Genomic DNA, 13,349 nt, shown 5'->3' with positions numbered 1-13,349 from the left:
GATTTAGAGCAGCGAGATGCTGAGTCCGTGAAACGCGAGGGAGACTCGTTCCGGCAACTCATACCGGTTCCGTCCATCGACCCCGTGCGACATATGCGTAAAAACGACGCGCCCCGGAAGCAGTTCCTCCATCAGTTGGACCCCTTCCGTCATATCGTAGACGGAGCGCGAGCCGGGTTCGGCATTCTCCTTGTAATAATTCGTCCCTAATACTAAAAGATCAAGCCGCTTCAGCGGCTCTTTTTGTTGCTCCGACAACAGAATCGCATCCGAACAATAGGCCCATCGGTAGCCTGTTTTCTCGAATACATACGCATAAGACATCCCGTTGCGGCCATGGTTGACCGGCGTCGGGAAAATCGACCACTCGCCGAACCTGCAGCCGGCATCGTTGTTGTGGAAGCGAAGATGCCGCTCGAGCCAAGGGTATTGGCTGCGAACCGTGACGAACACATCGGCCGGTGCATAGACGTTGCCTTTCAGACCCGTCCACCTGCAAGCATCCGCCCATTCCGGCAATCCCGCAATATGGTCGTGATGAGCGTGAGTGATCAGAGCATGGTCTAATTGACGCAACTCCATTAGGCGCATCTGATCGAGCCAATCCGGTCCGCAATCGATGAGCAGCCGTTGGCCTTCGTCGCCCGTTAGCAGCGCGGAGGAGCGGTACCGCCGGTTGACGCCCGTCGAACGAGCCTCGGTACATACTTCGCAATCGCAATATACACGAGGGACGCCGATAGAATCGCCCGTGCCCAGAAAGGTTAGAGTGGAAGGACTCATGATGGAAATCTCCCTGCGATGTTGGTTTCTTGATATTGCTGCAGAAGCGGCATGATCGTGGAGATGAACGCTTCCGCGGCTTTGGACAAGTAGCGGCCTTTCCGATACGAGATGACAAGCGTCCGAGTCGGTCGGGCCGTTAGTTGAGCGTATTTAGGCGACAAATCGCTCCATTGGCGGCGGGCGAACATGCTGGGGACGAAGGCAATTCCCATGCCGGCGGCGACAAGGGACTGCACGGTTTCGATATTGGTGCTCTCGAAGACGATGTTCGGCGAGAAGCCGGCCTGGTTGCATAGATCGAGCGCAATTTGCCGGAAGCCCTGCCCTTTTTTCAAAACGATGAACGGCTCGTGCTCCAGCTGCTTCATGTCCAGCAGCCCCGGCTGCAACGTGAGCGGATGCTGCGGCGGCATCGCCAATATAATTTCTTCGTCGATCAACGGCTGATAAGACAGCGCATCGTCGAATAGAGGCAGCGTCAGCAGGCTAAGGTCGGTTTGCCCGTTCGCAGTCAATTGCTCGAGTTTCAGTGTGGAATCCTCCACCAGGACGACCTCGATTTCGGGAAAGCGCGACTGGAAAACCGGCAAGACCAGCGGCAAAATATGGGATCCGGTCATCGGCAGCGTTCCAACCGTGAGGCGGCCTTTGCGCGTATGGGAAATATCGTCCATTTCCTGTTTGATCTGCTCCATCATGTCGATCACCTTCTGCGCCTTCTCGATGAACAGAGCGCCGGCATGCGTCAGCTCTACGGCATTCGTATTGCGGTGGAACAGAAGCACGCCGATTTCCTTCTCAAGCTTGGACAACTGCTGGCTCAATGACGGTTGCGCGATATGAAGCTTCTCGGCGGCACGCGAAAAATTTTTCTCGGCAGCGATTTGAATTGCATATTGCAATTGGCGAAGTTCCATGAAGGATGCTCCTATTGTAAGTTTAATCGTACGTTTATAGGCGATACCTATGATGCTTATAGATATTATATAGTGGAACAATCAAGGAGTCCATGCTATGATCGAACCAATAGAACGGACGAGGTGAGAATATGTCGAAAAAAACGTTGTTTGAGAAAATTTGGGATAATCACGTCATTACTCAAGAAGAAGGCAAACCAAGCATCATCTATATCGATCTTCATTTGGTTCACGAGGTTACATCGCCTCAAGCCTTCGAAGGGCTGCGTTTGACGAACCGCAAGGTTCGCCGTCCGGGGCTGACGTTCGCTACGATGGACCACAACGTGCCTACTAAGGATCGATTCAACATCGCGGATCCGATCTCCAAGCAGCAGATCGACACGCTGTCCAAAAACTGCGCCGATTTCGGCGTCATGCTGTTCGACTTGAACCACGTGGACCAGGGCGTTGTACACGTCATGGGTCCTGAAGTCGGCTTGACCCATCCGGGCAAGACGATCGTATGCGGCGACAGCCACACATCCACTCACGGTGCATTCGGCGCGCTGGCTTTCGGGATCGGCACGAGCGAAGTGGAGCATGTCCTCGCGACCCAATGCTTGCAGCAGTCCAAGGCGAAGACGCTTGAAGTGCGCGTGGTCGGCGATCTGAAGCCGGGCATTACGGCGAAGGACTTGATCCTCGGCATCATCGGCAAATACGGCACGGATTTCGCTACCGGCTACGTTATCGAGTACACGGGCGATGCGATTCGCAAACTGACGATGGAAGAGCGCATGACCGTCTGCAACATGTCGATTGAAGGTGGCGCTCGCGCAGGTTTGATCGCTCCCGATGAGACGACGTTCGAATATTTGCGCGGCCGCGATTATGTACCGCAAGGCGAAGCGTTCGACGCTGCCGTCGCCGAATGGAAGAAGCTCGCGACCGACGAAGGCGCGACTTTCGACTGGGTCGTAGAGTTCGATGCCGCTTCGTTGATCCCGCAAGTCACTTGGGGCACTAGCCCGGGCATGGGTACGGACGTTACGGCGCTTGTACCGGTTCCTAGCGAGTTCCCTACAGAGAATGAGCGCAAAGCCGCCGAGAAGGCGATCGAATACATGGGTCTCGTTCCCGGGACACCGATGACTGAATTGAAAGTCGACCGCGTCTTCATCGGCTCTTGCACGAACGGCCGGATCGAAGACTTGCGCGCCGCCGCTGCCGTTGCCAAAGGCTATCAAGTCGCATCGCATGTGAATGCGATCGTCGTACCGGGCTCCGGCCGCGTCAAGCTCCAAGCGGAGAAGGAAGGACTCGACAAAATCTTCTCCGAGGCGGGCTTCGAATGGCGCGACGCGGGCTGCAGCATGTGTCTGGCGATGAATCCGGACGTGCTGAGCCCGGGCGAGCGCTGCGCCTCCACATCGAACCGGAACTTCGAAGGCCGACAAGGCCGCGGCGGACGTACGCATCTCGTATCTCCAGCCATGGCTGCAGCCGCAGCGATCGAAGGGCATTTCGTCGATGTGCGCGATTGGAAATTCAAAGTGGAAGCCGGCGTTTAGGATACGGCTGAGAGGAGAACCTAACGATGGAAGCATTCAAGCAGCATACAGGCATCGTCGGACCGGTTGACCGCGTCAACGTAGACACCGACGCCATTATTCCCAAACAATTCCTGAAGCGGATCGAACGTTCCGGCTTCGGCCAGTTCCTGTTCTTCGAATGGAGATTCGACGAGCAGGGCAACGTCAACCCTAACTTCGATCTGAACAAACCGCGTTACCAAGGCGCCTCCGTCTTGATTTCCCGCGTGAACTTCGGCTGCGGTTCTTCCCGCGAGCATGCGCCATGGGCGATCCAAGACTACGGCTTCAAGGTCATCATCGCGCCTACGTTCGCCGACATTTTCTACAACAACTGCTTCAAGAACGGCATCCTGCCGATCAAGCTGTCGGAAGAGCAAGTGGAAGACTTGTTCCAGCGCACAGCAGCTAACGTTGGGTACCAATTAAGCGTCGATCTGGAGAACAAGAAGCTCTCCGACGACTTCGGACTGGAAATTTCGTTCGACCTCGACGAGCATCGCCGTCAGTTCCTGTTGCTCGGTCTTGACGACATCGGCTTGACGATGCAGCATGAAGATGCGATCGCTGCTTATGAAGCCAAACATGCCGCTAAATTAGGGATTTAATGAACCGCATTTTTAGTACTTAGGGGAGAGGACGCCTACAGCTGTTGCTGCAGGCGTTTCTTGTATCTGATTGTGGAACAATATTATGAATCGAGGGAGCGTTGGTGGCACAATGGAAGCTTCTCGTTCGAACATACGTTGGGGAATCATAGGCTGCGGCAATGTAACGGAAGTAAAAAGCGGACCGGGCTTCCAGAAAGCGGATGGCTCGGAATTGCTAGCGGTCATGCGCCGGAATAAGGAGCTGGCGGAAGATTATGCACGTCGTCATAATGTTCCGCGCTGGTATGACGACGCTAGACAACTGATCGAGGATCCCGAAGTGGACGCCGTTTACGTTGCTACTCCACCTGAGAGTCATATGAGGTATGTGATCGATGCGGCGGAAGCGGGCAAGCCGGTCTATGTGGAAAAGCCGATGGCGATGAACGCCTCCGAGTGCGAGCGTATGATCGAGAGCTGCCGTGCGGCTGGGGTTCCGCTATTCGTGGCTTACTATCGTCGAGCATTGCCTCGATTTTTGCATATCCGGCGGTTGCTGGCGGAGGGCGCGATCGGAGACGTGCGGCTCGTGACGACGCTGCATTCGAAGAAGCTCACGGAACAGACGGGCGTACTTCCATGGCGATTGAATCCCGAGATTTCGGGAGGCGGGCACTTCATCGACCTCGCCAGCCACACGCTAGATGTGCTCGACTTCCTGCTGGGGCCGATCCGGGATGTATCCGGTCGAAAAGCCAATTTGGGCGGAGGCTACGAAGTGGAAGATACCGTGTCCGGCTCCTATTCGTTCGAATCGGGCGCGCAGGGAGTCGGCCAGTGGTGTTTCTGCGCCTATGAGAACCGGGAAGTGAACGAAATTATCGGCTCGAAGGGGAAGCTCACATTCTCGACGTTCGGCCATGAGCCTGTCAGGCTGACAACGGAGCAAGGTGTGGTGGAGTACCCGTTCGACGCTCCGGCTCATATTCAACAACCGCTCATCCAGACGATCGTGAACGATTTATTGGGCAAAGGCGTCTGCGAGAGCACCGGAGTGACGGCTGTTCGAACAAGCCGGGTAATGGATGCGTTAACGGCAGGGAAATGATTGGATACATTTTGTTTCAACTCCGTCGCATTTCTCTTCAAAACTAGCGAAAATTCGCGTAAAACCGCTCTATTATGCCGCCTCGTCGGTCATGATAGAGTTTTTTGTATTTTATCGCAACTTTTAGCCAAATTATGGCGTATAATGGGTTGTCTGCTTTGCACGGATAGTGTCTTTTGGCAATGAAATTTGGTAGAATAAAGCTATTGTTGCCGGGAGAGACTCGCAGGGCGAAGGCCAAAAACGATAGATTGCTAGAGGTGAACCATGAAGATTCTGAAAGCACTCCCGCCGCTCTTGCTGCTCATTGTGATTGCCTTCCTGCTGCCCGCCCGGACAGAGGCTGCGAGCGTTCCGAACGCCGTTCAGCTGTACTTGAACGGAGCCAAGCTGAACCCGGAAGTCGCGCCTCGTATCGTCAACGACATTACGATCGTCCCATTGCGCATCATTTCGGAAAATCTAGGAGCCGATGTTAAATGGATCCCCGATGGTCAGCGCATCCAAGTTAAACAAGGCAAGTCCGTCATCGAGCTCCAGATCGACAATCCCGTCGTGAGCTTCAATGGCGTGTCCGAGAAGCTGGAGGCGCCACCGGTCATCGTCGACGACAATACGCTCGTCCCCGTCCGATTTATTAGCGAACGTCTCGGGCTCAAGGTCAGCTGGGACAACTTGTCGTATTCCGTCTCGCTCTTCTCGCACAAGGAAGAATCCGCTTCTTCCGGCAACGGATCGGATCCCGATCCCGGTACGAACGGGACTCAATCCGGTTCAACGAACGGTGGAACGGGAACGACTCCCCAGAAGCCGGACGGCACCGGTCCAACTAAACCGGACGGCACCGGTCCAAGCAAGCCGGACGGTACAGGTTCTTCGAAGCCGGACGGCACAAGTCCGCCGAAGCCTGATGGGACAGGCCCTTCCAAGCCTGGCGATACGAACGGCAATGCCGGCACTACTACAGGTAACAATATCGGCAACGGCTCGACAGGAGCCGGTTCAGCAGGAACAGGTTCAACAGGATCAGGTTCAATAGGAACCGGTTCAACAGGAACAGGTTCAACCGGCACGAATACGGGTTCGAACAACGGTTCCGGAACCGGCTCTATCGGCAGTTCGGGCAGTAGCGGACCTGGCGCCAGTACGAAGCCGCCAACCAATCCAGCGCTTTTGACATTGAGCCGTCTTGATTTCACGGGAGAAGTATTGACGATCCAGACCACGAAACCGGTAACACCGAAGCTGTCTACACTGTCCGATCCGGAGCGCATTATTATCGATCTGCCGGGCGTTGTGCTGGCGGGCTCCACAATCGTCGACTTGATGCCTAGGTCAGGCGAGTTCGCGGTCAAACATCCTTATGTGCAGAAAGTCCGCTATTCCCAGCGAACGGACAATCCCGCGGAAGTGAGGATCGTCCTGGATATGAAGCAGAAAACCGATTACAAGCTGACAGAAGACAAGGCGACGAATACGATTAAGCTCCAGCCGGTCGTGAAACGGTTCAAGGTGTACATCGACGCCGGACACGGCGGTTCGGATCCCGGAGCGCTGTCGCTAAGCAATCGACACGAGAAAGAATTCACCCTGGCTACCGAAGCGAAGCTGGCGGCGCTGTTGAAGCAAATTCCCGATCTGCAAGTAGTGGAATCCCGGACCGAAGACGTATATCCGGATCTGGAGACGCGTGTCGATGAAGCGAACAAGCTAGGGGCGGATCTGTTCATCTCGATCCATGCCAACAAATTTTCCAATCCTAGCGTGAACGGACTGGAGACGTATTACTATCGTCCGGACAGTCTCGCATTCGCGAACTTGGTTCACGGACAGATGATCGCCGCCACAGGGATCAACGACCGCGGTGTCCGAATCGGAAACTTCAAGGTCATCCGAGAGACGACGATGCCGGCCGTACTCATAGAATCGGGATATTTGTCCAATAAGGAGGACGAAGCCAGGCTGTACTCCGAAGATTATCAGAACCGATTGGCTGCCGCCATTGCGGCCTCGGTGAAGAAATATTTGTTCGGAGAATAAGTGTTTAGGAGTGTGAAGCCGATGTTGAACAAGACGATACGAAGAACTGCCATTCCCGCCCTACTGCTGCTAGCCATTAGCGCAACGGGATGCGGTTCCAAGCCGACACCTGCCGCTACCCCTTCGACAACGCCGAGCCCAACGCCAACGGCGACTGCGTCGCAGACGGTATCGCCGGCTCCATCACCCAAGCAGCTGAAAGTGAAAGCCTATTATGCCGATCCGGAAATAACCAAGCTAGTGGAGAAAGAAGCCACGATTACCTATGAAGCGGATGCGGACAAATATCGCAAGGCGTTCCAGCAGCTGCAGACCGCTCCGGACACGGCATCCGTCTCGCTGTTCAAGGGAGTGAACGTACAGTCGGCGGCATTGGCGAACGGCCTGCTGACCGCGAATGTAACGATCTCCGATCAAGGACGGCTGGGGGCGCCGGGAGAGGCTTTGCTGCTGGATGCGCTGAAGAAGACGATGTTCCAGTTCAGCGAAGTCCAGTCGATCGAGCTGCTCGTCGACGGGAAGAAGGCCGAGACACTTATGGGCCATATGGATTTGCCGCATCCGATTAAACGATAAACAGAGGAGAGCACGGAATGAACAACCCTATTCATCGCAAAGTGAAATTAGCTGTAACCGGATCGATCATTACGACCATGATGCTCACTTCGACGGCGTTTGCCGAAACATTGCCCGGCACGGGAGCAGGGACGGGCACCAGCACTACCACGAGCACAACGAACACAGGCGGGGGCGGATCGAACATCAAGCTGTCGTTCCCGGACGTTTCTGCGTCACACTGGGCCTCTAAGCACATTCTGAAGCTGTCGACACTCGGTGTGGTACAAGGCGATGAAACCGGCTATAGGCCGGAAAGTGAAGTGAGCCAGCAGGATGTGCTGATCATGGCGATTCGGATGATGGGGTTGGAGGAGGAGGCGCTTAACTCCAGGTCGACCAGTGTTTTCCCATGGACAGATACGCGAGACGATGCCCGTGCTTATGTAGCAATGGCAATTGAAAAAGGTTTAATTTCCATGAGCGAGGAGGCGGCTTTCTCTGTTGCTAATTGGGCCACTCGCAGTGCCACTCGTGAATGGGTAGCCAAAATTATCGTACGCGCCATCGGCAAACGAGATTTGGCTGCTACTTCGACCGGCGCTTCGTCGTTCGCCGACGCTGCCAAGATCTCAGCCAACTCGCTAGGCTATATCAATGCAGCGGTGTCGCTGCAGCTTGTATACGGCTTCGAGGACAACACCTTCAAGCCGGCCGGCAGCGTCACGCGTGCCCAGATGGCGACATTCCTGAGCCGGGCCGAGAAATATTTGGTTAAGCGCTCAACGCGCGTGTACTCCGGCATCGTGACGAAGGTCGAAGGCAGCGTTTGGACGGTAGAGAAAAACGGCGAATCGAAGCAAATTCAGATGTACCCTACTGCATCGGTATTCGGCAAAGGCGAGGACGGCCGACGGATAGCAGCCAGCGACATCAAGCTGTATTCCGAAGTGTACATCGTACTGGATGGAAACGTAGGCTATTACGCCGATATCCTGAACGACGAAGTTCAGATGCAGACGATCACCGGCACATTGGTCAGTGTGAATATGAACGAATTAACGGTAACGATCGAGGCGGAAGGCATGGAGAGTACGTACGGACTTGCTTCGAACGTAGCGATCTTTGACAAAAACGGCGGCGGTGTCAGTCTGGGCAGCTTGCTTCCGGATTCCGTGATTGAGCTGAAGAAAAATGCCGGCATCCAGAATGCAAAAATTTCACAAATCTTTGTGAAGCAAGTGCCGGTTAACAAAACGGTGTTCGGGGCTTATGTAGCCCTTGACACGAAAACGATGACGATTAAAGTGAAGGAAGCAGTCACCGGGCTGGAGGAGACTTATCCGGTCACCTCAGCTACGACGGTCGTTATGGGCGACAAACCTTTCGATCCGGCCGGGCTGTATGCAGGCGACACGGTTCAGCTGGAGATCAAAAACGGCAAAGCCGTTGTCGTAACGGTCGTGAAGCAGCTCATCGAGCTGCGCGATCATGGGAAAATTTTGGCAATCGATACTTCAAAGTCGTTTTTGACCATGCAAAAAGCGGGCTCCGCGCTAGCGTCGTACACTTTCTCTCCTAGTACGCAGGTTGTGATGGAAGGCAATGCGTACGCCACCGTGAAGGATCTGAATATCGGCGACGATGTGAAGCTGGAGATTAACGGCGGTGTCATAGCGCGTGTGATCGTGACGGCGACAAGCGTGAAAGCTTTCTCCATGTCGACGATCATCAGCTATGATGCGACGGAGAAAACGATCAACTTGCGGGATGAAGCCGGCAAGCTGGCTGTATACGAGCTGACCTCCAAGACGAAGATTTTGTACGACCAGACCGAAATTCCGATAGAGAGCTTCGCGAACATTTTCACCAAAGGCAAAAAAGTGAACTTGTCCGTCTCCGATTCCGATTCGAAGCTGCTATCGATCCAGATCGTTTCCCGTCAGGAAGGCACTGTTGCACAGATCAACGCGGCAGCCGGCGAGTTGACGATCAAAGGCGCTAATAATTTGACTTATACGTACAAGTACATTTCGAACCCGTTGGTCGAACTGGCCAGCAAGTCGTCGTCTGCGCTCGCGGATGTGAGAGTCGGCGATTCGGTCCGAGTCGTGTTTAACGGGACTCAGGACTTGATCACTACCATCCAAGTGCGCGAGTCGCTGATCGTGCATACGCAATCCAAGGATTCGACGAACAACACGATTACGGTGAGGGAATCCGATACGATCACGGCAACTTATCCGCTGAACGGCATCCCGATTGTTCGCGAAGGGCAGTCGTCGCTCACGTCCGCGAACATCCCTCTGGATGAGTGGGTGGAGTTCAATTACATCGGCAAATCGCTTGAAGCGGTTCATCTGTTGAATCCGGTCCGCGGGATCGTGACGGCCATCGATACAGCCGCAGGCAAAGTGACGATTACGGACTATGCGCTTCAGACGCATGTCGTAGAGGTCGGGACCCAGGTTACAGTGAAGAGCGAAGGAAACGTGTATACCTCGCTAAGTGCGCTCAAAGTAAACGATCGCGTGCAGGTGGCGACTACATCTCAAGCGAAAACTTCGTTCGCCATCCTGCTCGGCCAGACGAGAGCGTTCAGCACGTACAACATAACGGATAAAATCATCACGTTCAAGCTTCGGACTTTGGGAGATACGAACACGTACAGGCTGCATGAAAAGGCATATGTGCATCAAGGCAACGAAGTGATCAGCCCAAGCTTCCTGCTCGACAACGATTTGGTGCAAATTTATTTCTTCGGCGACAAAATCGTTGAGATTTCCAGGTAACGCAAGGACGGCCGGTGTGCTCGCAGCATGCCGGTTTTTTACTGGAGCGCCTATATGGCAAAATTGTGACTTTTTTCGCAAAACTGTCGAAATTGATCGAGATGAGCCCTTGAACCGCCTGTCCAGTTTCGTTAAACTGAATCACAACAGGGCTATCTCCCTGTACCCGTTGGAGAGAGGAGCCGCACATGACCGCGAAGAAAGTTCGACACATCTTGGATACGATAGCCGGCATGTTTCCGGACGCTCACTGCGAGCTGACCCATTCGAATCCGTTCGAGCTGACGATCGCTGTCCTGCTCTCCGCGCAATGCACCGACGAAACCGTGAACAAAGTAACCGCCACGCTTTTTCAAAAGTATAAGTCGCCCGCCGATTATTTGGCTGTCCCGCTGGAGGAATTGGAGCAAGACATTCGCCGAATCGGCCTGTTTCGCAACAAAGCCAAGAACATCCAGGCGTTGTGCGCCCTTGTTCTGGAACGCCATGACGGGGAAATCCCCGAGAAGCACGAGCAGCTGGTTGAGTTGCCGGGCGTAGGCCGCAAGACGGCGAACGTCGTCATGTCGAACGCTTTCGGCGTTCCGGCAATCGCGGTAGATACGCATGTAGAGCGCGTGTCGAAGCGGCTTGGATTGGCCGATGCCGACGATTCGGTGCTGCAGGTCGAACAGAAGCTGATGAAGCAAGTGCCGCGCGAGGAATGGACGATTACGCATCATCGGCTGATCTTTTTTGGCCGCTACCATTGCAAAGCCCAGAACCCGCAATGCCCGGTTTGTCCGCTGCTCGATTCGTGCCCGGAAGGCAAACAATGTATGAAAACGCCGAAAAAAAGGAAATCTAAGGAATGAAGGATTAGAGAGAGGACAGATGACTATGAAATGCATCGCAGTTTATACGAGTGATTTTGAGCTGTTTTCCGATATTTTCGAGAAAGTGCTCAACACCCCGCTTGGCGCGGACGAGGAAGCCGAAGTGGAAGGCGTGATGATTTACGAATCCGCAGATGTGCCCGAGAACTACTTGGACCGGATGAAGGCGAGGCCCGAAGTGGTCGTAATGAAGGATCGCAACAAGAACATCACCATTTTGCAGCACGGCGAAGTATTCGAAATTTTTATCCCTGAAAAAGAAAATGTGTTACACTAGAAACCGGAGAAATTCGGTTTTTTTCTTTTGAATTCGACATCTGAGGATATCGAGGCTAACTGAAATGCTGGAGTGGAGAGCGAAAAAGAGGACCCCGGCGAGTTTTGGCTTGAACCTTTGACCGCTAATTTACTAATTGAATCAAAAAGGTTCAAACAAGATGTTTGAGCAGAGGGGTCCTTTTTCGCTTGGAACGGCCGTTTCACATCATGTGCATCGGTAGCCTCAAGTTGCTACGGGGAGAATGAGTCATGAATGCATTGCACGAAAGCCGGGAGACGATGGCTGTGAGCGCGATCGCCTCGGTTCGGGAACAAATGCTGAAGGAAGGGGACCGGAAGCACGCCGGCAAAATGGGGGAGCTCGAGTCGAAAGCGTCCGACGCTTTGCTGCGGATCGCTTTTTGCGGTCACTTCTCTGCGGGGAAATCCAGCTTGATCAACAAATTATGCGGCCACCAGCTGCTGCCTTCCAGTCCGATTCCGACCAGCGCGAACGTCGTCACGATCGCCAGCGGCGAGGCGGGAGCGATTATAATGCCGATAACCGGCGGGGAACCGGTCGGCATTCCTCTGGATCAATTGGATGCTTATTGCAAAAATGGGACCGACATTGCATCGGTTGAAATTCGATATCCGATTCCACTGCTGGGCGGTCGGGCGGCGCTGCTCGATACGCCGGGCATCGACTCGACGGATTCGGCTCACATGATGGCGACGGAATCTGCGCTGCATATGGCGGATGTTGTGTTCTATGTAATGGACTACAACCATGTGCAGTCGGAAGTGAACTTCGCATTCTGCAAACGGCTCAAGGAATGGGGAAAGCCGCTGTACTTGATCGTGAACCAGATCGACAAGCATCGTGATCGCGAGCTGTCATTCGAGGAATATCGTTTAAGCGTGAAGCATGCGTTCGAGAACTGGCATATACAGCCGGATGGCATTCTGTATACTTCTGTTAAGTTGCAGCAGCATCCGCTGAACGAATGGCCGAAGCTCGAACGGCTCATAGGCGAGCTGATCGGATTGTCGGAGCCGCTTCGTTCATTGAGTATGACCCAGTCGGCGCGTCATCTGAGCGGCGAGCATGTCGCTTGGGTGCGCGAGCGCAGCGAAGACGAGAAGCAGTCGCTTCGCGAGGCGATGGATGAAGATGAGCTGCCGGTCATGCTAGAGCAGGTGCTCGAGCTGGAGGCGGAGCGGAAGAAGCAGTTGACGCTGGCGGAGGAGTACACGACCCAGCTGAAGAAAGAGATCGTCCATCTGCTCGAGAATGCGCCGATTACGCCGGCTGTGATGCGGGATTTGGCTCACGAGTACTTGCAGAGCCGGAAACCCGGCTTCAAGGTAGGGTTCTTCGCGCGGGCAGCGGCCAACGCGAAGGAAGTGGAGACGCGGCTAGAGGCGTTCGCCGCGAATTTCAAGGAGCAAGTGCAGACGCATATCGTCTGGCACTTGCGCCAGCTGCTCGTCCGCGAGTCGGAGCGGTACGCGGGGGTTGTCGCTGTCGCGGAGCTCGACGCGACGCTGGAGCAGGCTGCCGGCTCGCTCGGAGCCGCTTGGTTGGCCGCGCAGGTGCAGGCCGGCGCCTCGTTCAGCGGGGAATACACGCTGAACTACTCGCGCCAGCTCGCCGCGGATGCGCGCTCGCTGTTCCGCCGCGAGGCGTTCGCCCTCGCCGAGGCGCTAGGCGCACGTGCCGCGGCGGAAGGCGCCGCCGCTGCGCAGGCGCTGGCGGCGCAGCTGGCCGCGCTTGAGGCGCGGCTTGGCGCGTACCGCCGCCTGCAGGCGCTTGAGGCGAGCGAGGCCGCCTACGCGGCCGAGCTCGCCGCG

The 13,349-nt window shown here is 55.0% G+C and carries 11 protein-coding genes; 9 read left to right on the top strand and 2 right to left on the bottom strand.

The annotated features are described in order from the left end of the window. Positions 1-3 precede the first annotated feature (3 nt). Complete coding sequence (locus tag PKO02S_RS22960) at positions 4-783, bottom strand: MBL fold metallo-hydrolase (RefSeq protein ID WP_127586570.1); 780 nt, start codon at positions 781-783, stop codon at positions 4-6. Further along, positions 780-1,703, bottom strand: a complete 924-nt coding sequence (locus PKO02S_RS22955) for a LysR family transcriptional regulator (protein ID WP_127586568.1) — start codon at positions 1,701-1,703, stop codon at positions 780-782. The genes PKO02S_RS22960 and PKO02S_RS22955 overlap by 4 nt, the downstream gene beginning before the upstream one ends. 131 nt (positions 1,704-1,834) lie before the next feature. Here PKO02S_RS22955 and leuC point away from each other — a divergent pair, with 131 nt between their 5' ends. From leuC to PKO02S_RS22910, 9 genes are all read left to right on the top strand, one after another. Then, a complete protein-coding gene (gene leuC, locus PKO02S_RS22950; RefSeq protein WP_127586566.1) occupies positions 1,835-3,256 on the top strand; it encodes a 3-isopropylmalate dehydratase large subunit in 1,422 nt (473 codons plus the stop codon). A gap of 26 nt (positions 3,257-3,282) precedes the next feature. After that, positions 3,283-3,885 carry a 3-isopropylmalate dehydratase small subunit gene (leuD, locus tag PKO02S_RS22945; RefSeq protein ID WP_127586564.1) on the top strand — a complete coding sequence of 201 codons (603 nt, stop codon included), beginning with the start codon at positions 3,283-3,285 and terminating at the stop codon, positions 3,883-3,885. A 112-nt stretch (positions 3,886-3,997) separates the two neighbouring features. Continuing rightward, on the top strand, positions 3,998-4,975 hold the full coding sequence (locus PKO02S_RS22940) for a Gfo/Idh/MocA family protein (RefSeq protein WP_127586562.1): 978 nt from the start codon (positions 3,998-4,000) through the stop codon (positions 4,973-4,975). A gap of 267 nt (positions 4,976-5,242) precedes the next feature. After that, positions 5,243-7,015, top strand: a complete 1,773-nt coding sequence (locus PKO02S_RS33695) for an N-acetylmuramoyl-L-alanine amidase family protein (protein ID WP_127586561.1) — start codon at positions 5,243-5,245, stop codon at positions 7,013-7,015. A 21-nt stretch (positions 7,016-7,036) separates the two neighbouring features. Beyond that, the gene (locus PKO02S_RS22930; protein WP_127586559.1) at positions 7,037-7,591 is read left to right on the top strand and encodes a GerMN domain-containing protein; all 555 of its coding nucleotides are present in this window, start codon (positions 7,037-7,039) and stop codon (positions 7,589-7,591) included. A 17-nt stretch (positions 7,592-7,608) separates the two neighbouring features. Further along, on the top strand, positions 7,609-10,362 hold the full coding sequence (locus PKO02S_RS22925) for an S-layer homology domain-containing protein (RefSeq protein ID WP_127586557.1): 2,754 nt from the start codon (positions 7,609-7,611) through the stop codon (positions 10,360-10,362). 188 nt (positions 10,363-10,550) lie between these two features. Next, positions 10,551-11,216, top strand: a complete 666-nt coding sequence (gene nth, locus PKO02S_RS22920; RefSeq protein ID WP_127586555.1) for an endonuclease III — start codon at positions 10,551-10,553, stop codon at positions 11,214-11,216. 25 nt (positions 11,217-11,241) lie between these two features. Further along, positions 11,242-11,514, top strand: a complete 273-nt coding sequence (locus PKO02S_RS22915) for an NAD/NADP transhydrogenase alpha subunit (protein WP_127586553.1) — start codon at positions 11,242-11,244, stop codon at positions 11,512-11,514. Between the two features lie 251 nt (positions 11,515-11,765). After that, a partial coding sequence (locus tag PKO02S_RS22910) for a dynamin family protein (RefSeq protein ID WP_174819948.1) occupies positions 11,766-13,349 on the top strand: 1,584 nt, incomplete at its 3' end.

It is taken from the genome of Paenibacillus koleovorans NBRC 103111 (genome assembly GCF_004000845.1).
Classification (GTDB): Bacteria; Bacillota; Bacilli; order Paenibacillales; family NBRC-103111; genus Paenibacillus_AA; species Paenibacillus_AA koleovorans.
The sequence above is the reverse complement of the archived record's forward strand: the minus strand, read 5'-3'. Positions and strand labels throughout refer to the sequence as shown.

Coding starts and splice junctions, on each gene's coding strand:
- leuD (WP_127586564.1), top strand. CDS start 3,283: ATGGAAGCATTCAAGCAGCATACAGGCATCGTCGGACCGGTTGACCGC.
- PKO02S_RS22925 (WP_127586557.1), top strand. CDS start 7,609: ATGAACAACCCTATTCATCGCAAAGTGAAATTAGCTGTAACCGGATCG.
- PKO02S_RS22930 (WP_127586559.1), top strand. CDS start 7,037: ATGTTGAACAAGACGATACGAAGAACTGCCATTCCCGCCCTACTGCTG.
- PKO02S_RS22940 (WP_127586562.1), top strand. CDS start 3,998: ATGGAAGCTTCTCGTTCGAACATACGTTGGGGAATCATAGGCTGCGGC.
- leuC (WP_127586566.1), top strand. CDS start 1,835: ATGTCGAAAAAAACGTTGTTTGAGAAAATTTGGGATAATCACGTCATT.
- PKO02S_RS22960 (WP_127586570.1), bottom strand. CDS start 783: ATGAGTCCTTCCACTCTAACCTTTCTGGGCACGGGCGATTCTATCGGC.
- PKO02S_RS22915 (WP_127586553.1), top strand. CDS start 11,242: ATGAAATGCATCGCAGTTTATACGAGTGATTTTGAGCTGTTTTCCGAT.
- PKO02S_RS33695 (WP_127586561.1), top strand. CDS start 5,243: ATGAAGATTCTGAAAGCACTCCCGCCGCTCTTGCTGCTCATTGTGATT.
- nth (WP_127586555.1), top strand. CDS start 10,551: ATGACCGCGAAGAAAGTTCGACACATCTTGGATACGATAGCCGGCATG.
- PKO02S_RS22955 (WP_127586568.1), bottom strand. CDS start 1,703: ATGGAACTTCGCCAATTGCAATATGCAATTCAAATCGCTGCCGAGAAA.